The sequence below is a fragment of the Streptomyces sp. Qhu_M48 genome, from assembly GCF_051305195.1.
Lineage (GTDB): Bacteria > Actinomycetota > Actinomycetes > Streptomycetales > Streptomycetaceae > Streptomyces.
On the sequence record NZ_CP195432.1, the window covers coordinates 6,385,422 to 6,406,821 of the forward strand.

Here is a 21,400-nt window from a genome sequence, read left to right on the forward strand (position 1 = left end):
ACCCTCTCCCGCACCAGCCTTTCCGAGCGCCGCCTGACGTTTATCACGCCCGGAATAACCGGCGTCACGCCGGAGCGCTCACGGATTTCCCGGCAGGGACCACTCGGGGCTGTTGAGCATGCGCCAGCCCTCCCCCGGCTCACCTGCGACGGAGTCGTCCGGACGCCGGCTGCCGAGCAGGAAGTCGCCCACGGAGGACTCCTGGAGGTAGTCCAGGCCCAGGACCCGCGCCGACATGTCGGCGTCGCCGTTGCCGAGGGCGCACGGGGCCAGGCCCAGGGCCGTCGCGACCAGGTACATCGTCTGGTAGAGCACGCCCGTGTGCCGGAGCGTGGTCGCGTAGGCGATGGCCCGGTACTTCCACGCCATGCGCTGGAAGCGGGCGGTGACGGTGATCAGGACGTCGGGGCGCGCCTCCATGCCGGTGGCGCGGGAGGCGACGTGGAAGAGGGACTCCCGGTCGGCCTCCTCCTCGTTGCGCAGGACGAGCCGGTGGCCGACGGGGTCGTAGTAGTAGATGCCGGGGGCCAGGCCCTCGCAGCGCCGCACGGTGACGTACAGCTCCAGCTCGTACCCCTGGCCGCCGCTCGGGTACGGCCGGGAGACGACCTCGTCGCGCTCGCTGCCGGGCTCCGGCGTGTAGTGCGCGCGGACCCGGGCGACGCGGTAGAGGAGCTCGCCGAGCTGGCGCGCGGTCATCTCCTGGTCTCCGTAGCCCCGGATGGAGCGCCGGGTCTCGATCGCCGTGGTGAGGGACGGGTCGTGCGCCGCGACCTCCTCCCGGGTCGGCCGGTACAGGGGGACGGAGGGCCCCTCGGGGACGGGTCGCACCGCCGGCCGGGGCTCCACCGCGCCCCGGTGGGGGTAGACGGCGCCGAACACGTCGTCGTACCGGCCGGAGCGGACGCGCGAGTGGAAGAGGAGGTCGTGGAAGTCCCACTGGCGCAGGACGGGTTCCTCGTCGGAGGCGAAGACGCCGTTCTCGTCGGCGAGTTCGGCGAATCCCGCACCGACGAGATGCCCGAGGACGTCGGCGGTGCCGACCGCGTCGAGCCCGGCGTCCGCGCCGAGGCGGCCGGGGGCGCCGGGCTCGCCGAGCGCCGCGGCCAGGCTCCGGGCGGCGGGGGCGGTGAGCACGGCCCGGAACTTCACGAGCGGCGACTCCAGGACGAGGGCGCCGTCGCGGGTACGGCAGAAGGCGAAGCGGGAGAGGCGGACGGTCGCGTCGGCGGGGACGGCGACGGGGCGGTAGGTGGCGTCGCGGGCCACCGGTTCGAGCCGGAGGAGCTCCCGGCCCCCGTCCCTGGCGAGGACGGCGTGGGCCACCAGGTGCCGCGCGCGGTCGAGGACCCGCTCGAACCGGACGCGCTCGGCGGGGCGGAGGCCCGCGTACAACTCCTCTGCGGGCAGGGGCCCTTCGGCGAGCCGCTCCAGGGCGGTCCGGACACCGCCCCGGACGGGCCGGACGGCGAGGGAGGTGACGGGCCCGACGAAGGTGGCGACGTCGGCCGTGTCCCCGTCCGAGCCCTCGCCCTCGCCCTCGCCCTCGGTGAAGAGGACGCGGACGCCGCCGGTGAACGCCGGTACGGCGGGGGCGGGTTCGATGGCGGGCGGCCCCGGTTCGGTGGCCGACGGCGCCGTGGCGGGTGGTTCCGTGGGGGCTGGAGCTGTCTGCGTGGTCTGCACGGTGCCTCCGGGTGCGCGAGGATGACGGTCCGGCGCCGGGGCCGTGCGGCCCGGGGGCCGGCGGACGGGAAGGCGCCGTACGCAGGGCAGACGCCGGGCCCCACTCTCGCGCCCGGCACCCGGTCCCGATCCACGGCTGCCAAAAGCGGTGACATTTCCCGGGAAGCACGTGACGGGCGGCATTCCGCGCCGTGACTCCCGTCATCCCGGAGCGCCCGATTCCCTTCCCCGCCGGGGAAAATGACCGAGGTCATCGATCGCGTGACACATGCAAGTACCGGCGCGAACCCGCTCGGAGTTCCGCCCGGTCGCGCTCATGCTCGGAGAGCGAATTCACCACCGTTCCCGGAAAACCGTCACGTTAGGAATCCGCTGTGTTCTCTCGCCGCCATGCGATACGACTCGGACTCACCGCCGGTGCCGTCGGCGCTGTCGGCGCGGCCGGCGGGGTGTTCCAGAGCCTCACCTCCGGGACCCCGGCGGTGGCCGCCGAGCCGCCCGCAGGCCCGCCCGCGGTCACCCCGTTCACCGTGCCGCTGCCGCGGCCGCGGGTCCTCGCGCCGTACCGGAGGACCCGGTCGGCCGACTACTACGAGGTCGTCATGCGCCGGGCGAGGGTCCAGATCCTGCCCGGCCTGCGGACCGAGGTCCTGACGTACAACGGCACCTTCCCCGGCCCCACCATCCGGGCCCGCAGCGGCCGCACGACGGTCGTGAAGCAGGTCAACAGGCTCTCCGCGCCGACCTCGGTCCATCTCCACGGCGGGAACAACCCGCAGGACCAGGACGGCGGGATGATGGACCTGATCCAGCCGGGCCGGTCGAAGACGTACGTGTACGCCAACCGCCAGGTGGGCGCCACGCTGTGGACTCACGACCACGCCCACCACATGGAGTCCGAGCACGTCTACCGGGGCCTCTCCGGGCTCTACCTCCTCGGCGACGAGGCCGAGGACCGGCTCGGACTCCCCTCGGGGCCGTACGAGGTGCCGCTGATCCTGCGGGACGCGCACTTCGACGCGGCGGGTCAGATGCTCTACACGATGGACGACGCCCTCAACCGCACGACGATGCTGGTCAACGGGGCCCCCTGGCCGTACCTGAAGGTCAAGGCCCGCAAGTACCGCTTCCGCATGGTCAACTCCTGCAACCTGCGCATCTTCGTCCTCGCGCTCTCCGACGGCAGCCCGGTCATCCACGTCGGCTCGGACGGCGGCCTGCTGCCGGCGCCCGCGCCCTCGCCGGTGATCGTCCTCTCCCCCGGCGAGCGCGCCGACTTCGTCGTCGACTTCTCGCGGTACGCGCCGGGCACCCAGGTCACCCTGGCGAACATGCTGGGACCCGGGCCCACCGAGCTCGTCGGGCAGATCATGCGCTTCGACGTCGAGGAGAAGGTCGCCGACACCAGCCTGGTGCCGGACGTCCTGACCACCCTGCCGCCGCTGCCCACGCCGACCGTCGAGCGGAGCTTCGAGCTGCGGATGGACGAGCCGGGCACGGGCCACCTCGCGTACATCAACGAGAAGACCTTCGACCACGACCGGATCGACACCGAGATCGCCTGGGGCACCACCGAGGTGTGGACGGTCAAGAACACCAGCACCACCGTCCCGCACAACTTCCACACCCATCTGGTGCAGTTCCGGATTCTCGAACGGGACGGAATGCCGGTCTATCCGGCGGAGGCCGGACTCAAGGACACCGTCCTGCTCTTCCCGGGACAGACCGCGAAACTCCAGCTGACCTTCGACACGCACCGCGGGGTCTTTCCCTACCACTGCCACATGATCGACCACAGCGCCATGGGAATGATGGCGCAGATGCGCGTCTCCTGAGGAATTCCCTTGTCCTCACCTCTCCCCTCTCTCTTTCGGAAAGGAGGAACCATGTACGTACGCCGCATTCTCGACGCTCTCGGAAAGGACCCGGGGCGCGTGGTGATCCACCGCGCCGACGAGGCCGTCACCGCCGGCCGGCTCGCCGGCTCGGTGCGGGCCACCGCCGCCCTGCTGCACTCCCGCGGCGTCCGCCCCGGCGACACCGTCGCCGTGCTCACCGGCCCCAACCGGCCGTCGATGCTCGGCGCCCGGTACGCCGTCCATCTCCTGGGCGCCACCTCCGTGTACGTACGGTCGATGAATCCGCGGACCGACACGGAGACCTTCTCGGTCGCCACCCAGGCCCAGCTCCTTGAGGACCTCGGGGTGTCGGTACTGCTCGTCGACGACGAGAGCGCCGAGCGCGGCGCGTGGCTCACCCGCCGCGTACCGGCCGTGACCGCGCTGACCCTCCCGTGGGGGACGGCGGCCGGCCCCGCGGCACCACCGCTGCCGGCCCGGCTCCCCGAACCCCGCCCGGACGACCTCGCGACCGTCGAGTTCACCAGCGGGAGCACGGGCCGGCCGAAGATGGTCGCCCAGCGGTACGACACACGTGAGGAGCTCGTCAGCCGTCTCGCCCATGGCCTCGATCCCCGGGGACCCGCGACGCTGCTGTCCGTCACGCCGATCAGCCACACGACCGCTCCGATGGCCGACGCGGTCCTCGCGAGCGGCGGACGGGTCGTCCTGCACGACGAGTTCGAACCGGGCGGCGTCCTCGACGCCTTCGAGCGGCACGGGGTGACCGACGTCTACCTCGCCGTCCCGCACCTCTACCGGCTCCTGGACCACCCGGCCGCCCCGCTCACCGAGCTGTCGTCACTGCGCCGCATCACCTACAGCGGCACCCCGGCGGCCCCGGCGCGGGTGGCGCGGGCCGTCGAGCTCTTCGGCGACGTGCTCATCCAGGTGTACGGGACGACGGAGGCGGGCGGCATCAGCAGCCTCAACCCGCTGGACCACCGCGAACCCGAGCTGCTCGGCTCGGCGGGCCGCCCCTTCCCCTGGGTGCGGGTGGAGATCCGCGGCCCCGGCGGCGGACCGCAGGTGGAGCGGGGGGTGTCGGGCGAGATCTGGATCAGCTCGCCCACCGTCACGGCCGGCTACCTGGGCGACGAGGAACGCACCGGGACGGTCTTCCGCGACGGCTGGCTGTGCACCGGCGACCTGGGGCACTGGGACCGGTACGGCTACCTCCGGCTCGACGGCCGGGTGGGCGACGTGATCAAACACGGCGGGCTCAAGCTGGACCCGGCGGCCATCGAGGAGGCGCTGATGCGCCATCCGCAGGTGCGTCAGGCCACGGTGTTCGGGGTGCGCGACCGCGACTGGGTGGAGCAGGTGCACGCGGCCGTCGAGCTGTACTCGGGGGCCGGGCACACCTCCTGCGACCTGCGGGGGTACGTGGCCGCGGCGCTGACTCCGGAACACACCCCGGTACGCGTCTCGGTCTGGCCCAGGCTCCCCCTCACCCCCTCGGGCAAACCGGACCGCGCCTATCTGCGCTCCGTCTCGCCACCGGACCCCGCCACCACGAAGGCCGCCGCGCCGCCGGGCTCTCTCGCCACCAAAGCGCCCGCGCCACCGGGCCCCATCGCCACCAAGGCCCCCGCGCCACCGGGCTCCCGCGCCACCAAAGCGCCCGCACCGCCGGGCTCCCTCGCCACGAAGGCCCCCGCGCCACCTGGCCCCATCGCCACGGACACCCCCGGTGCCCCGCGCGTCGGCGGACCGGCCCTCAGCTCCCCGCGCGGAGCCACCGCGCGGGCCGACCCCGTCCGCGTGAGCGGCGCGGGTCACCAGCCCGATCACGCCTCCTCGCGAACCAGAAAGGGCGTTCCATGACCGGTTTCGGCCACTTCGCCCGGTCGCTGCGGCTACGGCGGCTCTACCGCCACAGCACGGCCGGCCTGATGATCACCCCTCTCGACCATTCGATCCACGACGGTCCCGTGGTGCCGAAGGGCACCACGCTCGACCAGCTCGCCGCCCGGATCGCCGCCGGCGGTGCGGACGCCGTCGTCGTGCACAAGGGCAGCGTCCGGCACATCAGCCCGGAGCGGTTCGCCGCGATGTCGCTGATCATCCACCTCAACGCGAGCACCAGCCAGGCGCTCGACCCCGACGCCAAGTACGTCGTCGCCGGCGTCGAGGAGGCCCTGCGCCTCGGCGCGGACGCGGTCAGCGTCCACGTCAACCTCGGCTCCGACGACGAGCGGCAGCAGATCGGCGACCTCGGCCGGATCGCCGACGCCTGCGACCGCTGGAACCTGCCGCTGCTCGCGATGGTCTACCCGCGCGGGCCGCGGATCAGCGACCCCCGGGACCCGGCCGTCGTCGCGCACGCCGTGACGATCGCCGCCGACCTGGGCGCGGACCTGGTCAAGACCGTCTTCCTCGGATCCACCGCGGAGATGCTCGACCTGACCGCGGCCTGCCCGGTGCCGGTGCTCGTCGCCGGCGGACCCGCCCTGGAGAAGGAGGAGGAGGTCCTGGCGTACGTCAGGGACGCCATCGCCGGAGGGGCGGGCGGGGTGGCCATGGGCCGCAACATCTTCCAGGCCAAGGACCCGCGCGCGCTGGCGGCCAAGGTGGCCCGGATCGTGCACCACTTCCCCGAACAGCACTTCACCACCGGCCCGTTCAGCGAGGCGGGCGGACGGGAGCGGCTGCACAGCGAACGCCTCACCCCCGACCACCTCGACGGCACACCGCTCGACGACCCGCACCCGCACACCCCGCACCTCGACGACTCATCTCTCGACAACCTGACAGGAGGTCCGCATCATGACGGACGCCAAACTGTGCTGGCTTGACATCCGCGAGGCCGGCGACGCCACCGCCGCCGTCCTGGAGGAGGCCGTGCACCAGAAGATCGACGGCATCGTCGCCGCCGACCCGGCGGTCTTCGCCGGTCTGCCGCCCACCGTGCGCAAGATCCTGCTCTTCGAGAACGGCGCCCCGACCGTCCCCGCCGACCTGGGCGAGGCCGACGTGGTGATCGTGCCCGGCCCGCGCGACGGGCGGGCCGAGCTCGAAGCGGCCCACCCGGAGGTCCGGTTCGGGCGGTACGTGGAGATCGTCGACGCCGACACCCTGGAGGACGCGTGCCTGGCGGCGCGTCTGGAGGCGTGGAGCGTCCTCGACTTCCGCGACCCGACGAAGATCCCGCTGGAGATCGTCATCGCGGCCGCCTCCGGCGCGCCCGGTTCGATCGTGACGACGGCCGCCGACACCGAGGAGGCCGAGATCCTCTACGGCGTCCTGGAGCACGGCTCGGACGGGGTCCTGATGCGGGGCCGCAAGGTCGGCGACGCGACCGCCCTGCGGACCGCGGCGACCGCGCACGGCGGTGAGATCTCCCTGGTCGAGCTGGAGGTCACGGCCACCACGCACATCGGGATGGGCGAGCGCGCCTGCGTCGACACCACGACCCACTTCCGCAAGGACGAGGGCATCCTGGTGGGCTCCCACTCCAAGGGCATGGTCCTGTGCGTCAGCGAGACCCACCCGCTGCCGTACATGCCGACCCGCCCGTTCCGGGTGAACGCGGGCGCCCTCCACTCGTACACCGTGGGTCAGAACGGCCGCACCCACTACCTGAGCGAGCTGCACGCCGGCAGCTCCGTCCTGGCGGTCGACGTCGACGGCCGCACCCGACCGGTCAGCGTCGGCCGGGTGAAGATCGAGACCCGTCCGCTCATCTCCATCGACGCGGTCGCGCCCAGCGGTCAGACGGTCAACCTGATCCTCCAGGACGACTGGCACGTGCGGGTCCTCGGTCCCGGCGCCTCGGTGCTCAACAGCACCGAACTCAAGCCGGGCGACCGCATCCTGGGGCACCTGCCGACGGCCGACCGTCACGTGGGCTACCCGATCAACGAGTTCTGCCTGGAGAAGTAGGAGCGTACGGAGCGCCCCGCTCCACCACGTCGTGAAGCCCCGCCCCGGCACACCCCGTGCCGGGGCCGGCGCGCGTCCGGTCCCGGCCGTCCCCGACGCCGCCGGGACGGCCCTCACAGCAGCCCGCACTCCGCGGCGATGCGCGCCGCGTCGAACCGGTTGCGGCCGCCGAGCTTCTTGATCGCCGCCGAGGTGAGGTTCCGTACCGTCCCCGCCGCGAGGTAGAGCTCGCCCGCGATCTCCTTGACCGTCGCCCCGCCGGCGGTCAGCCGCAGCACGTCCGTCTCACGGACGCTGAGCACCGTCTCCCCGGCCGCCGGGGTCCGCAGCAGCCCCGGGTCGACGGTGAGGCAGCCCCCCGCCACCCCCACCAGGGTCGTGATCAGTTGCGGCAGCCGGGCCGTCTTGGGGACGACGCCGAGCGCCCCGGCGGCCACCGCCCGGTCCACCACGGACGGCGTGGCCGAGCCGACCATCAGCGCCACGCCGCAGCTCGGATGGTGCGAGCGCACCTCGGTCGCCGCGTGCAGCGCCTTGCCTCCCATGGTGCTCTCGCCGAGCAGCAGGACGGTCGGCCGGTGCCGTTGGACGGCGGGCAGCACCGCCTCGAACGTCGTGGCGAGCCCCACGACGTCCAGGCCGTTGGTGCCGTTCAGGGTCTCGGCGAAGGCCTCCAGGACCAGTTGGTGGTCACCGGCCACGACGACGCGAATGGACATCTCTCTCCCCGTGGTGACTTCTGTGGCGGCGGCCCTCGCGGGCCGCCGGTCAGCGACTGGTCGCCCGCGCCGCGTCGGCGGCCAGGCCGTCGACGACGGAGTGGACCCAGTCGCGGTCCTCCGCCGTCGTCGTGCCCGGTCCGGCCTGGGCGGCCGGCGTGCGCTCGATGTGCCGGGCGCCGGGCGGCAGCGCGGCCGCGAGTGCGGCCGAGACGGCGCGGAAGGCGCGTGTCAGTTCTCCGGTGGCGTCCGGCGGCGGCAGGACGACGACGGCGGCGTCCACCGGTGCGGCGTCGGCGGCGATCTGGCCGGGCAGCCGCCCGGCCTCGGCCGGATCGCCGACGTCGATCCGGTACGGCAGGGCCACCAGGCCGGCGTCGGTGAGCGCCTTGCAGAGGAAGGCCGCGTTGGTCGCGGCGTCGTCGCCGCGGTCAGGGTGGCCGGCGCCGACGACGGCGACGACCGCCCCGGCGGCGCACAGGCGGGTCGTGAGCTCCCGGCCGACGCCCGTGGTGGCGTCGACGACGAGGGCGACGAGACCGTCGAGCCGCGGCGGGGAGGATCCGGTCTGGAGCACGTGAACTCCCTTACGAGGAGATCGTCGAACGGGTAGCGTGATGATCGTGTGAACGGGGTGAATCGGGCGGCTCGCGAAAAAAGCAGGGCCACCGGTTCTGAGGTCTCCGCCTGTGACCAGGCCGGGGACGGTGTAAGACCGTGGTCCGAAGGGGGACACCACGTGGACGAGGTCTCGTCACTCGATCAGCACACACTGGGCGTGTACCGCGCGATCCTGTTCCACAAGGAACACGATCCCGAGCGCCTGGCGAAGCTGCTGACCTGCACGACGGAGCGCGTGGAGGAGGCGCTCGACCTGCTGACGCGCCTCTCGCTGCTCGCGCCGTCCCGGGACACCCCGGGCCGGATGCGCGCGGTGAACCCCTCGCTCGGACTGAAGGTGCTGCTCCAGCGGGAGGAACGCGAGCTGGCCTCGCGGCAGCAGCGGATCGAGCAGAAGCATGCCGCCCTCTCCGCCCTCGCGGCCGAGTACACGGCCTCGGGGCCCTCGGGCGGTCTCGACGGGGCGGAGCACCTCGACAACGTCGACGACATCCGCATCCGGCTCGAAGCCCTCGCCGAGTCCTGTACGCACGAGTCGCTCGCCTTCCATCCGACCAAGACGCTCAGGGCGGAGTCCGTGGAGGCCGGCCGGCCCCTGAACGAGCGGGCGATGGAGCGCGGCGTGCGCTTCCGGACGATCTACCTGGACAGCGTCGCGGGCGACCGGGTCACCCGGGGGCACGCCCAGTGGATGACGGAGCGCGGCAGCGAGATCCGGACCTCGCCGACCCTCCCGATGCGTCTCCTCATCGTGGACACGACGGCGGCGGTCGTGGCCGGACTGCCGGGGCAGGCCCAGCCGTCCGCGCTGCTCTTCAGCAGCCAGCCGGTGGTCATGGCCATGCGGGCCCTCTTCGAGGCGTACTGGGAGCACTCCACCCCCCTCGACGGGCCCGGTGACGCCCTGCTGCCCGGTGGGCTGACGCCGCAGGAGCGCAAGCTCCTGCAGCTCCTGGCCAGCGGTCTCACCGACGAGGCGGTGGCGCGGGCGCTCGGCATCGGGGTGCGGACGGAGCGGCGGATCGTGGCCGACCTGATGGAGCGGCTCGGTGCGTCCAGCCGGTTCGAGGCGGGGGTGCAGGCGACGCGCAGGGAGTGGATCTGACGTCGTCCGGCGGCGATGGTGACACGCATGGTGGTCAGTCCCTCGGAGTGGTGTCCCAGACGAAGTCGCCCGGGATGTCGGGGAAGCAGGGCAGGCCGGGGAGGCAGATGCCCGGGAGGTCGCCCGGCATGCCGGGGCGGGGCGGCAGGTCCCAGACGAAGTCGTCGGCGCTGTCGGTGACGACCGGCGGGGCCACGGGCGCGGCCTCGGCCGGGGAGGCCATCAGCAGACCGCCGAGGACGGCGGCGGCGAGGGCGGCGAGGACACTGCTCGCGCGGCGGGAGCGACAGGACATGTGGGTCTCCATTCCGAGGTGCGGATGCGGTACGGGTGCGGCGTACGTGCGTGTCAGGAGGTCCTTGGCGGCCGGTGGCTTTTCGGCCGTCCCGCCCGCACACCCAGAGGAAACCACTGCCGGGACCCGGCTGTCCGCTTCCGGACAGGCCAGGAAGCTGCCTGGCAAAGAGCTGCCTCAGGACCTGCGGGAAAAGCGGAGGTCCGCTCCGATCGGACCCTTCTCTTCCGGCCAGAAGGCCAGGTCGGGGGCGCGCACCCGACCGGCCGCGCTCCAGCCGCAATCCGGCCACGGGCACATGCCGGAACGAGTTGCCGGACGCACCCGGCGAACGGGGCGGCGACCGGGGGGTCGGAAGCCGCCGACGGCCCGGGGGCCGGAGGGGGGACTGAGGGGGCCGGCGGGGATCCGGAGGAGGGTCACCGACCGGTCATCGACGGGTCATCGGACGGCCGTCGCCGGATCATCGGTGACTCATCGGTGGCACATCGCACGCTCGTCGCCCGCCCATCTGCGGCCCATCGCGGGATGAGGGACCGGCGGGCGGAGGGCCGGGGCACCGTCGGTGCGCGGGCCGTGCGCCGCCCCGGCCGGACGGCTCGGGCACCGGGGAGTCCGGGAGGCGTCACCGGACGGCCGGCACCGGGGCAAGAGGTCCGGGAGGCGTCACCGAACGGCCGGCACCGGGGCAAGAGGTCCGGGAGACGTCACCGGACGGCTCGGGTACCGGGGCCCCGGACGGGCGGCAACTCGGCGTTGCGGCACCCGTCCCGGGCGGGTGGGTCAGGCCTTGCTGAGGTGGGACCAGAACTCGTCCCAGGACAGCCTGCCGTCACCGTTGTCGTCGCGCTGCTTGATGAGGGCCTCGGCGACCGTCTCGGTGACGTGGAAGTCGCCCAGCTGCGCCATGACGCTCTTGTACTCGGTGGCGGTGATGAAGCCGTCCCCGTCCACGTCGTACCGGTTGAATGCCGTGCGTGCCGACTCGATGTCCGCCACTGCTTCCGCCCCTTCATGGTGCTTCTCTGACGGGGTCAGATTAGCTGGCCCGGTCGGGGCTACCGGAAGACGCCCGTGTGACCGAGGGAGTAGCGGCCCGGCTGGGGGTAGACGGCGAGGCCGTGGGGGCCGCCGCCGACCGGGATGCGGGCCAGCTGCTTCCCGTTCGTGGTGTCGATCGCGTAGACCTCGGAGTCGTAGCGGCCGGACAGCCACAGCACCTTGCCGTCGGCGGAGACGCCTCCCATGTCGGGGGAGCCGCCGTCCGGCAGCCGCCACTTCTTGGTGAGCCTGTTCTTCTCGAAGTCGAAGACGGAGACCGAGCCCTCGCCGCGGTTGGGGATGTACATCTCGCGCGAGTCCCGGCTGATGTACAGGCCGTGGCAGCCCTTGCCGGTGGGCAGCAGCGTCGGGGTGGTGAACTTCTCGCCGTCCAGCACCCACACGCCGTGGGCCATCATGTCGGCGACGTAGAAGGTCTTGCCGTCCGGGGAGATCTTCACGTCCTGCGGCATGGCGCCCTCGAAGGGCAGTTTCTGCTGGCCGATCACCTCCATCTTCTCGGTGTCGACCTTGAGCAGCTCGCCGGAGAACTCGCAGGAGACGACGAAGTAGCGTCCGTCGGCGGAGAAGTCGGCGTGGTTGACGCCGTAGCAGCTGACCGGGACGGTCTTGCGCCGCTCCATGGTGTGCGGGTCGCGGAAGACGAGTTCGCGGTCGAGGGAGGCCATCACGATCGCGTACTTGCCGTTGGGGGTGAAGTAGAGGTTGTACGGGTCGTGGACCTCGACGGGCTTGCCCGCGACGCCGGTGGCGGGGTCGATGGGAGTGAGGGTGTGGCCCCGGTTGTTGTTGACCCAGAGGGTCTTCAGGTCCCAGGAGGGCACGACGTGCTGGGGCTGGACGCCGACGGGGATGGTCTCGACGACCTGGTAGGTGGCCGGGTCGATGACGGAGACGGTGTTGGAGTTGGTGTTGGGGACGTAGACCCGGGACGGGAAGTTCCTGACGACCGGGGAGAGCTTGCCGGGCCGGTCGGCGGCGTAGACGTCCTCGGGGTCGAGCGGCGGCGGCATGCCGGGGAGCCCGGCGGGGGCGGCCGCCGGCTTGGGGACGGCGGGGGCGGCGGCCTTCCTCACCGGGGCGGCGCCGTCCTCCGGGTCCCCGCCGCCGCAGCCGGCGAGGGTGGCGAGGAGGGCGGCGGCGAGGAGGGCCCCGGTCCTCGCCGTGAGCCTCCTGACCGGGCGGGGGGCGCTCAGGAGGGGGCTCGTGGCGTGTCTCTGCGTGGGGTGGGCCATCAGGTCAGCAGCTCCGTGGTGGTGACCGCGCGCAGTCCGCGGCGGTCGAGGTCGGCGAGGAGGAGGGGCAGCGCGGCGGCGGTGTCCGGGTAGCCGAAGTGCAGGCTGACGACGGAGCCGGGGCGGACGACCCCGGTGACGTTGCGCACGACGGCGTCGGCGCCGGGCGAGGTGAAGTCGAGGGAGTCGACGTCGTACGAGAGGACGTGCGGGTATCCGGCGCGGTGGGCGGCGCGCAGGACGGCGGGGGTGGCGTGCTGGGTGCGGGAGGGCCGGAACCAGGTGCCGATGGAGCCGGTGAGCCGGCGCAGCCGGGTGGCGCAGGCCTCGATCTCGGCCCGGGCCTCGTCCTCGGTCATGGCGTTGACGTCGATGTGGCGCTGGGTGTGGTTGCCGAGGTCGTGTCCGCCGTCGAGGACGCGGCGGGCGAGGTCGGGGTGGGTGTCGAGCCAGCTGCCGACGGCGAGGACGGTGACGCGCGCGCCGGCCTTCTCCGCCTGGCCGAGGAGGGTCCGGGCGAGGGCGGGGTCGCCCTGGCCGTGGAAGGTGAGGGCGACGCGGGGCCGGTCGCGGGGGCCGTGGTCGATCTCGGCGGGCTGTCCGGGGAGGCGCCGCGGGGCGGGGGCCGCGCGGGGCGCGGGGGCGGGCCGCCGGGGGGCGGGCGCGGCGGGGCGGGGGTCGGTGCCGCAGGCGGTGGCGAGGGTTCCCGCGAGGGCGGCGGCCGCTCCGGCCCGGAGGGCTCCGCGGCGGTCGATCGGCTTCACGCGACCATTTAAGGGCGGATGCGCCCACTTCATCACGATTAGGCCAATTCAGGACGTTTGCGCACCCGCATGGAACGTCCAGCATGCGGACGAGCCGGAGAAACACCCGACTAACCGCATAGCCATTCACTGTTTACAAGGTGAGTGCCACATGTCACCAACGATTCACTATTAAAGTGTCCGCATTGGCACCACTTTGCCCCGCTAGGGACTTTTGGCGGTAGGGCCCCCTGTCTGCCATAGTCGATGACACGACCCCCATTGACCCGGGCAAGGTCGACATAGCGGCCGTGGATACACCCCCCTCCGTCCACGGCGCATCACACGGAAGCCCCCACGCGCCTCACCACGGCACACGGGGGCTTCCGTGTATGCGGAACGCCTGCCCACGGGCGAGGCGGGCGTACGGAGACCGGCCCACGGGCGAGGCGGGCGTACGGAGACCGGCCGCCGCCCTCAGGGGCGGTCGGTGACCCGCATCTCGAACCAGGTCGTCTTGCCGCGCGGCGCCAGGTCCACGCCCCAGCGGTCCGAGAGCTTGTCGACGAGGAAGATGCCCCGGCCGCTGATGTCGAGCTCGTGGACCGGCATCAGACAGGGAAGCCCGCGGGAGGGGTCGCGCACCTCGACCCTGATCCAGCCGCGCCGCCGCTGCAGCCGCAGCGCGAAGACCCGGGCGCCGGTGTGCCGGACCGCGTTCCCGACGAGCTCCGAGACGAGCAGGACCGCCTGCTCGGCGATCTGCGGGCCCAGCGCCCACTGCCGCATCACGACGTGCTGGGTGAGCCTGCGGGCCACCCACGCGGATTCGGGCCGGGACGGCAGCCGGACATCCCCCTCGGCCGGGTTGCCGTACAACTCCACTGTGTCGGCGGCCTGTTCGTCGTCCGCGGCCGGTGACCACCGCGAGGCGGCGGCGCTTGCGCGCTGCCACGGTTGTTCCCTACCCTCCAGGCCCGCCATGCCCCCATCATGGCCGCACGGACGTGCCCGCGGGGGCCGTTCCGATGGAATCGGCCCCCACAGGGGACGTCTGTCACGGCGCGGGTCCGCGCGCCCCCGGCGCGCCGGGGGCTCAGACGAACTTCGCCTTGCCCGGCCCCTCCTCGACGAAGCTGCGCATCCCGCGCTCGCGGTCCTCGGTCGCGAACAGACCCGCGAACCAGGTGCGCTCGATGGCGAGACCGGTGTCGATGTCGGCCTCGAGACCCTGGTCGATCGCCTCCTTCGCGGCCCGCAGGGCGACCGCCGGGCCCTGCGCCAGCCTGGCGGCCCAGGCGTGCGCCTGCTCGTACACCTCGGCGGCCGGGACGACCCGGTCGACCAGGCCCAGGGCCAGGGCCTCGTCCGCCTTGACCATCCGGCCGGTGAAGATGAGGTCCTTGGCCTTGGAGGGGCCGACGAGCCGGGAGAGGCGCTGGGTGCCGCCGGCGCCCGGGATCAGGCCGAGCAGGATCTCCGGCTGGCCCAGCTTCGCGTTGTCGGCGGCGATGCGGTAGTCGGCGCAGAGCGCGAGCTCGCAGCCGCCGCCGAGCGCGTACCCGGTGACGGCTGCGACGACCGGCTTGGGGATGCGGGCGACGGCGGTGAAGGAGTCCTGGAGGGCGCGGGAGCGCTTGACCATGGCCACGTGGTCCATGGCCTGCATCTCCTTGATGTCCGCGCCGGCCGCGAACACCTTCTCGCCGCCGTACAGGATCACGGCCCGTACGTCGTCGCGGTCGGTGGCCTCCTGGGCCAGCTCGCGCAGCCGGTCCTGGGTGGCGACGTCCAGGGCGTTCATCGGGGGGCGGTCGAGGCGGATCGTGCCGACGCCTTCGGCGACTTCGAGGTTCACAGTCATGGCAGGAAGGTTAGTGGCCGTTAACGACAAGGGGCCCGGTGCTGTTGCTCACAGCACCGGGCCCCTGTCGCGCAGGCGTCGGGCGGACCTAGGCGATCCACTCCGACCAGTCCATGTTCCAGCCGTTGAGGCCGTTGTCCGGCTTGATCTGCTTGTCCTTCGAGTTCTTCACGACGACCACGTCACCGATGATCGAGCGGTCGTAGAACCAGGCGGCCGGCATGGAGCTGTCGCCCGCGCCCCGCGCGTCCTGGAGACCGACGCAGCCGTGGCTGACGTTGGAGGAGCCGAAGGTGCCGGCCGAGGCCCAGTAGTTGCCGTGCACGAAGGTGCCGGAGGTGGACAGGCGCATCGCGTGCGGCACGTCCTTGATGTCGTACTCGCCGCCGAAGCCGACCGTGGCCCCGTTCATGCGGGTCACCTTGTACTTCTCGCTGATGACCATCTGACCGTTGTACGTGGTCGTGGACGGCGCGCCCGCGGTGATCGGGATCGTCTTGATGATCTTCCCGTCGCGCTCGATCCTCATCGTCTTGGCGCTCGCGTCGACGGTGGAGACCTGACGGCGGCCGATGGTGAAGGTGACCGTCTTCTTCTGCTTGCCGTAGACGCCCGGGCGTCCCTCGACGCCGTCCAGGTTGAGGTGCACGGTCACCTTGGTGCCGGCGGCCCAGTAGTTCTCGGGGCGGAAGTCGAGGCGGTCGTTGCCGAACCAGTGGCCCTCGATCGGCACGGACGGCACGGCCGTCACCTTGATGGCCTTCTCTACGGCCTCGGGGTCGGTGATGCCCCGGGTGAAGTTGATGGACACCGGCATGCCGACGCCGACGGTCGAACCGTCCTCCGGCGTGTAGTGGCCGATGAAGGTGTTCTTCGGGACCAGGGTCGTGAAGGTGGTGTCCTTCGCCGACTCGCGGCCCTCGGCGTCCTTCGCGACGGCGTGGACCTTGTACTGGGTGCCCCCGGCGAGGTGGGCGGTGGGCGTCCAGCTGGCGCCGTCCGCCGCGATCTTCCCCTCGACCGCGGTGCCCTTGGAGTCGGCGACCGTGACCGTGCTCAGCTTGCCCTGCGCCGCGGTGACCTTGAGGGCCCCGCTGGTGGCGACCGAGTCGGCGCCGTCCTTCGGAAGGATCGTCACGACCGCCTGGGAGGCCGCGTTCCCCTGCTGGCCGCCGCCCTCGGCGGCCGGTCCCTTGCCCCCCGTACCGCCCGGCGTCTCGCCACCGCCGCAGGCGGTGAGCACCAGGAGCATCGCCCCCGTCGCCAGGGCCGTCAGCCGGACGCCCCCGCGTCGCCGGCCGCGCCGCCCCGTCGCTCCTACCGATGCCCCCGATATCGGCTGCCCGTTCACTGTGGTCGTCTCCCCTCGCACGGCCTGGCAACCGCCACGGCCCCACCCCCGTGCGCATTCACTCGCGCACACGGCGCTAGATAATCACACCGCAGGACACGAAAGATCCTCGTGAATGTCACCGTTCCGTCCCGATCGACCTGGTAAGAGGGCGGAAGGGCCGGGTGGTGCGGGGGAGACGAAGGGGTCAGCGCAGCGCGGAGCCGGCCTTCCAGAGGTTCCACTCCATGTTCCAGCCTCCGAGGCCGTTGTCGGGAGCGACCTCGCGGTCCTGGGAGTTGACCACCTCCACCACGTCGCCGACGAGGGTCCGCTCGAAGAACCAGCCCGCGGGCGACTCGGTGCTGCCGCCCTTGTCGTCGCGGAGTCCGACGCAGCCGTGGCTGACGTTGGCGGAGCCGAACGTCTCCGGCGAGGCCCAGTAGTTGCCGTGGAGGAAGGTCCCCGACTCGGTGAGCCGCATGGCGTGCGGCACGTCCTTGATGTCGTACTCGCCGCCGAAGCCGACCGTCCGGCCGTCCATCCGCGTCACGTCGTACAGCTCGGTGACGACCATCCTGCCGTTGTACGTGGTGGTCTTCGGCGCTCCCGCGGTGATCGGGATCGTGGTGAGGAGTTCGCCGTTCCGCCTGACCTCCATGGTGTGGGCGGCGGCGTCCACCAGGGAGACCTGGGAGCGGCCGACGGTGAAGCCGACCGTCTTGCGCTGGATGCCGTAGACGCCGGGCGCGCCCTCGACGTCGCGCAGACCGAGTTCGACGGTGACCCGGGTGCCCGGTCGCCAGTAGGCGGCGGGGCGGAAGTCGAGCCGCTCCTTGCCGAACCAGTGGCCGACGACCTCCACCGGGGGCACCGAGGTGATCCGGATGGCGCGCTCGACCTCGGCCCGGTTCTCGATCGGCAGGTTGAAGCCGAAGGAGACGATCATGCCGACGCCGACCGTGGAACGGTTCTCCGGTTTGAAGTAGCCGATGAAGCGGCTCTCGGGCACCACGGTGGTGAAGGTGGTGTGCCGGGCCGAGCGGCGCCCGTGGGCGTCGAGCGCGACCGCGTCCACGCTGTACTTCGCGGCGAGCGCGAGCCGGGACTCCGCCCGGGGCCGCCAGCGCAGCCCGTCGGCGGAGATCTCGCCCGCGACCTCGGTCCGCTGGGCGTCCTCCACCTGGACCACGGTCACCCGTTCGAGCCGGCCGCTGTCCACCTTCACCTCGACCGGGCCCTCGGCCGGCACCCCGCGGCTGCCGTCCTCCGGGCTGACCAGGATGACGTCACCGGGAGCCCGTGCCTTGCCCGGCAGGGCGACTCCGATGCCGCCACCACCGTCCGACGCCGTGCAGCCCACGAGGCCCGCCATCAGTCCCGCCACCGCGAGGGCGTACCTCGCCCGCTTCCATACAAGTGTCACGCCCGGCCCAACGACGGCCACCCTCCAGGGGAAACGTGCGTGCGGGTCATGTTGGGAGGACGGCCCCGCGGGCAGAACAGGGGGAGGACCACGCGCGGGCGCGGCGGCAGGGACGCCGCCGCTCCCCCGCGTTCGGGCCCGACGAGCCGCGGGAGGCCGGGACGGTGACGAGCGCAGCCGAGCAGGAGGCGGTACCGAAGCATGCCCCGGAGCGGGCCGGGCCACCGGTGTGGCCGGGGGCGCCGACGCCGCTCGGCGCGCGCTGCCGGGTGGGGCCGGACGGGGTCGCGGGCACCAACTTCGCCCTGTGGGCGGGCGGGGCGGAGGCCGTGGAGCTGTGCCTCTTCGACCGGGACGGGACGGAGGTACGGCTGCCGCTGACCGAGCTGACGCACGAGATCTGGCACGGCTTCGTGCCCGGGATCGGGGCCGGACAGCGGTACGGCTACCGGGTGCACGGCCGCTGGGACCCGTGGACGGGCGCCCGCTGGAACCCGGCGAAGCTGCTCCTCGACCCGTACGCGCGGGCCGTGGACGGCGATTTCACGCTGCCGCCCGAGGTGTACGGACACGTGCGGGACTGGCCGCAGCAGCACGTGGCCGACACCGTCCGCGACGAGCGGGACTCCGCCCCGCACGTCCCGAAGGGGGTCGTCGTCCAGGACGACGACGACTGGTCCGACGACCGCAGGCCCAAGACGCCCTGGCAGGACTCGGTCATCTACGAGCTGCACGTGAAGGGCTTCACCCGGCTCCACCCGGGCATCCCCGAGCACCTCCGGGGCACCTACGCGGGCCTCGCGCACCCGGCCGCGATCGACCATCTCGTACGGCTCGGGGTGACGGCGGTGGAGTTGCTGCCGGTGCACCAGTTCGCGCACGAGGACCACCTCCTGCGACGGGGGCTGCGCAACCACTGGGGCTACAACTCGATCGGCTACTTCGCCCCCCACGCCGGCTACTCGTCCTCGGGGACGGCGGGACAGCAGGTCGGCGAGTTCAAGAGGATGGTGCGGGCGCTGCACGCCGCCGGGATCGAGGTCATCCTCGACGTCGTCTACAACCACACGGCGGAGGCGGGCGAGCGCGGCCCCACCCTCTCCCTGAAGGGCATCGACAACCGGGGCTACTACCGGCTCCCGTCGGACGCCCGCCGCTACACCGACTACACGGGCTGCGGCAACACCCTGCACGTCGTCCAGCCGCAGGTGCTGCGGCTGATCACCGACAGCCTGCGGTACTGGGTGACGGAGATGGGCGTGGACGGCTTCCGCTTCGACCTGGCGGCGGCGCTGGCCCGCTCCATGCACGACGTCGACATGCTCTCCCCGTTCCTCGCGGTGATCGCCCAGGACCCGGTGCTCCGCCGGGTCAAGCTCATCGCCGAGCCGTGGGACGTGGGCAACGGCGGCTACCAGGTCGGCGCCTTCCCCCCGCTGTGGACCGAGTGGAACGACCGTTACCGGGACGCCGTACGGGACTTCTGGCGCGGCGCGCTCCCCGACGTGCGGGACCTCGGCTACCGGCTCTCCGGCTCCAGCGACCTGTACGCCTGGGGCGGGCGCCGGCCGTACGCCTCGGTCAACTTCGTCACCGCGCACGACGGCTTCACCCTGCGGGACCTCGTCACGTACGAGCGCAAGCACAACGAGGCCAACGGCGAGGGCAACCGTGACGGCACCCACGACAACCGCTCCTGGAACTGCGGGGTGGAGGGCGAGACCGACGACCCCGAGGTGAACGCGCTGCGCCAGCGCCAGCAGCGCAACCTCCTCACCACCCTCCTCCTCTCCACCGGGGTCCCGATGCTCGTCGCCGGAGACGAGATGGGCCGCACCCAGGGCGGCAACAACAACGCCTACTGCCAGGACAACGAGACCGGCTGGATCGACTGGACCCTCCCGGACGCCCCCGGGCGGGCCCAGCTCCTCGCCCTGACCCGCCGACTGCTCGCCCTCCGCCACCGCCACCCGGTCCTGCGCCGCCGCGCCTTCTTCTCCGGCCGCCCCCAGGGCGCGGACGGCCTGCGGGACCTGGCCTGGTTCACGGCGGAGGGCACCGAGATGACGGAGCCCGACTGGTACGCGCCCACGGCCACGCTCGGCCTCTACCTGTCGGGCCGTGACATACCGGGCCGGGACGAGCGGGGCGAGCAGATCACCGACGACAGCTTCCTCGCCGTCCTCCACGCGGGCCACCGGCAGCTCGGCTTCCGTCTCCCGGGAGCTCCGTGGGCGCAGACGTACGAACTGGTCGTCGACACGGCCCGAGAGGACCAGTCGCACCCCCCGGGGACGCTCCACCGCGGCGGCGGGACGCTCACGGTGGGGGCGCGGTCGATGGTCCTGCTGCGGGTCGCGGGGTGAGCCCCGGCCCGGCCACCGCGGCGCGACGGCGGTGGCCGGGCGGGGCCGAGGGTGTGCTTCCCCCGCGGGCCGGGGCGCGGCCCGCACGGGCACCCGTGCCGCGGTCCGCCGTGACCTCCCCCGTGCGCCGGACCGCGTGTGCGATCAGTCTCGGCCGGGCGCCGGGCGGTGTCTTTGGCCTCCGGCGCACGGCTCATTGACCCTGCGCGCACTCCCGGTGCTCGCTGGGGCTGTGCCCGTGGGCCGTGCGGAAGGCCCGGCTGAAGGCGGCGTGGTGGCGGAAGCCCCAGCGGGCGGCGACGGCCCGGACGGGGGTGCCGTGCTGCGCGGGGTCGGCGAGGTCGCGGGCCGCGCGGGCGAGCCGCTCGTCGCGGATCCAGCCGGCGACGGTGAGGCCGTGGTCCTGGTAGAGCCGGTGGAGGTAGCGCACCGAGATGTGGTGGGCGGCGGCGACGGCGCCCGGGGTGAGGTCGGGGTCGGCGAGGCGGCGGCGTACGAAGTCCTGGGTGCGCAGGAAGAGGGCCCGGCGGCGGCTCTCCGGTCCGGGCGCGGTGTCGGCGTCCAGCCGTGCGGCGGCGGCGCCCGCGAGGAGGTCGAGGAGCACGGTCGTCAGGCGCGGCCCGTCCCCGGGCCCGAAGGCCCCCGGGTCGGCGGCGAGCCGCACGAGGAACGGGGCGAGCAGGGCGCCGAACCCGGTGTCCCCGGGGATCCGGAGCGCGATGAGCCGCTCGGCCTCGCGGGCGGGCAGTGGCAGGAGCGCCTTCGGGAACTGGACGACGATGTGGTCGAGCCGGCCGCCGGGGTGGCGGGTGGCGCCGTCGAAGGGCAGCGAGGAGTCGTAGACGGTGAGGTCCCCCGCGCGGAAGACGTTGTCCCGTCCGGCCTGGGAGATCGCCATCTCCCCGCTCAGCGTGAGCGAGAGCTGGTGGTAGCCGGGGTCGGCGCGGCTGATCAGCCGGGGTGTGCGGCGGGTGGTCAGCGGCGGGTAGCGCAGGGCGGTGACCTGGGCGGCGCCGAGGTCGAGGGTGTGCGCCTCGGCCCGGAAGTCCCCGGCGTGCTCGCTGCCCATGACGGTGGGGATGAGGGCGGCGGCCGTCATGTCGTGCCAGTACCCGAAGCGTTCGCGGGCCGGCAGGTCCTCGGTGGTGATGCGGTGGACGCGCAC

General features: G+C 72.9%; 18 protein-coding genes. 6 read left to right on the forward strand and 12 right to left on the reverse strand.

All coding sequences use genetic code 11. From position 1 onward, the window contains the following. Window positions 1–78: 78 nt before the first annotated feature. The gene (locus tag ACRRSS_RS28530; protein WP_435973925.1) at window positions 79–1,686 is read right to left on the reverse strand and encodes a SagB/ThcOx family dehydrogenase; all 1,608 of its coding nucleotides are present in this window, start codon (window positions 1,684–1,686) and stop codon (window positions 79–81) included. 374 nt (window positions 1,687–2,060) lie between these two features. Here ACRRSS_RS28530 and ACRRSS_RS28535 point away from each other — a divergent pair, with 374 nt between their 5' ends. From ACRRSS_RS28535 to ACRRSS_RS28550, 4 genes are read left to right on the forward strand one after another with little or no spacing between them, the layout of a single operon-like run. Continuing rightward, window positions 2,061–3,521 carry a multicopper oxidase family protein gene (locus tag ACRRSS_RS28535; protein WP_435973926.1) on the forward strand — a complete coding sequence of 487 codons (1,461 nt, stop codon included), beginning with the start codon at window positions 2,061–2,063 and terminating at the stop codon, window positions 3,519–3,521. A gap of 51 nt (window positions 3,522–3,572) precedes the next feature. Next, entirely contained in the window at window positions 3,573–5,411 is a 1,839-nt protein-coding gene (locus ACRRSS_RS28540; RefSeq protein ID WP_435973927.1) for an AMP-binding protein, read from the forward strand. Further along, complete coding sequence (locus tag ACRRSS_RS28545; RefSeq protein ID WP_435973928.1) at window positions 5,408–6,382, forward strand: 2-amino-3,7-dideoxy-D-threo-hept-6-ulosonate synthase; 975 nt, start codon at window positions 5,408–5,410, stop codon at window positions 6,380–6,382. The genes ACRRSS_RS28540 and ACRRSS_RS28545 overlap by 4 nt, the downstream gene beginning before the upstream one ends. Continuing rightward, window positions 6,354–7,469, forward strand: a complete 1,116-nt coding sequence (locus ACRRSS_RS28550) for a 3-dehydroquinate synthase II family protein (protein ID WP_435973929.1) — start codon at window positions 6,354–6,356, stop codon at window positions 7,467–7,469. Before ACRRSS_RS28545 ends, ACRRSS_RS28550 begins: the two co-directional genes overlap by 29 nt. A gap of 113 nt (window positions 7,470–7,582) precedes the next feature. On the opposite strand, the gene ACRRSS_RS28555 is transcribed toward ACRRSS_RS28550, so the two are convergent. After that, window positions 7,583–8,188, reverse strand: a complete 606-nt coding sequence (locus ACRRSS_RS28555; RefSeq protein ID WP_187623151.1) for a response regulator transcription factor — start codon at window positions 8,186–8,188, stop codon at window positions 7,583–7,585. 49 nt (window positions 8,189–8,237) lie between these two features. Beyond that, the gene (locus ACRRSS_RS28560) at window positions 8,238–8,765 is read right to left on the reverse strand and encodes a hypothetical protein (RefSeq protein WP_435973930.1); all 528 of its coding nucleotides are present in this window, start codon (window positions 8,763–8,765) and stop codon (window positions 8,238–8,240) included. Window positions 8,766–8,966: 201 nt separating this feature from the next. Here ACRRSS_RS28560 and ACRRSS_RS28565 point away from each other — a divergent pair, with 201 nt between their 5' ends. After that, on the forward strand, window positions 8,967–9,914 hold the full coding sequence (locus ACRRSS_RS28565) for a helix-turn-helix transcriptional regulator (RefSeq protein WP_435973931.1): 948 nt from the start codon (window positions 8,967–8,969) through the stop codon (window positions 9,912–9,914). A 34-nt stretch (window positions 9,915–9,948) separates the two neighbouring features. On the opposite strand, the gene ACRRSS_RS28570 is transcribed toward ACRRSS_RS28565, so the two are convergent. From ACRRSS_RS28570 to ACRRSS_RS28605, 8 genes are all read right to left on the reverse strand, one after another. Beyond that, on the reverse strand, window positions 9,949–10,209 hold the full coding sequence (locus ACRRSS_RS28570) for a hypothetical protein (RefSeq protein WP_435973932.1): 261 nt from the start codon (window positions 10,207–10,209) through the stop codon (window positions 9,949–9,951). Window positions 10,210–10,992: 783 nt separating this feature from the next. Next, on the reverse strand, window positions 10,993–11,208 hold the full coding sequence (locus tag ACRRSS_RS28575; RefSeq protein WP_435973933.1) for an EF-hand domain-containing protein: 216 nt from the start codon (window positions 11,206–11,208) through the stop codon (window positions 10,993–10,995). Between the two features lie 59 nt (window positions 11,209–11,267). Beyond that, complete coding sequence (locus ACRRSS_RS28580) at window positions 11,268–12,506, reverse strand: YncE family protein (protein ID WP_435973934.1); 1,239 nt, start codon at window positions 12,504–12,506, stop codon at window positions 11,268–11,270. Further along, window positions 12,506–13,270, reverse strand: a complete 765-nt coding sequence (locus tag ACRRSS_RS28585) for a polysaccharide deacetylase family protein (RefSeq protein WP_435973935.1) — start codon at window positions 13,268–13,270, stop codon at window positions 12,506–12,508. Before ACRRSS_RS28585 ends, ACRRSS_RS28580 begins: the two co-directional genes overlap by 1 nt. Before the next feature lie 456 nt (window positions 13,271–13,726). After that, entirely contained in the window at window positions 13,727–14,233 is a 507-nt protein-coding gene (locus ACRRSS_RS28590; protein ID WP_435973936.1) for an ATP-binding protein, read from the reverse strand. Window positions 14,234–14,345: 112 nt separating this feature from the next. Then, the gene (locus ACRRSS_RS28595) at window positions 14,346–15,113 is read right to left on the reverse strand and encodes an enoyl-CoA hydratase/isomerase family protein (RefSeq protein WP_351895796.1); all 768 of its coding nucleotides are present in this window, start codon (window positions 15,111–15,113) and stop codon (window positions 14,346–14,348) included. Window positions 15,114–15,201: 88 nt separating this feature from the next. Further along, window positions 15,202–16,464 (reverse strand): L,D-transpeptidase, encoded by a 1,263-nt coding sequence (locus tag ACRRSS_RS28600; RefSeq protein WP_435973937.1) that lies wholly within the window; start codon window positions 16,462–16,464, stop codon window positions 15,202–15,204. Window positions 16,465–16,651: 187 nt separating this feature from the next. After that, complete coding sequence (locus tag ACRRSS_RS28605; protein WP_435975449.1) at window positions 16,652–17,818, reverse strand: Ig-like domain-containing protein; 1,167 nt, start codon at window positions 17,816–17,818, stop codon at window positions 16,652–16,654. A 215-nt stretch (window positions 17,819–18,033) separates the two neighbouring features. Here ACRRSS_RS28605 and glgX point away from each other — a divergent pair, with 215 nt between their 5' ends. After that, window positions 18,034–20,235, forward strand: coding sequence for a glycogen debranching protein GlgX (gene glgX, locus ACRRSS_RS28610; protein WP_435973938.1), 2,202 nt, complete (start codon window positions 18,034–18,036; stop codon window positions 20,233–20,235). Window positions 20,236–20,428: 193 nt separating this feature from the next. Here the strand turns inward: glgX and ACRRSS_RS28615 are convergent, their stop codons facing one another. Continuing rightward, entirely contained in the window at window positions 20,429–21,400 is a 972-nt protein-coding gene (locus ACRRSS_RS28615) for a helix-turn-helix domain-containing protein (protein ID WP_435973939.1), read from the reverse strand.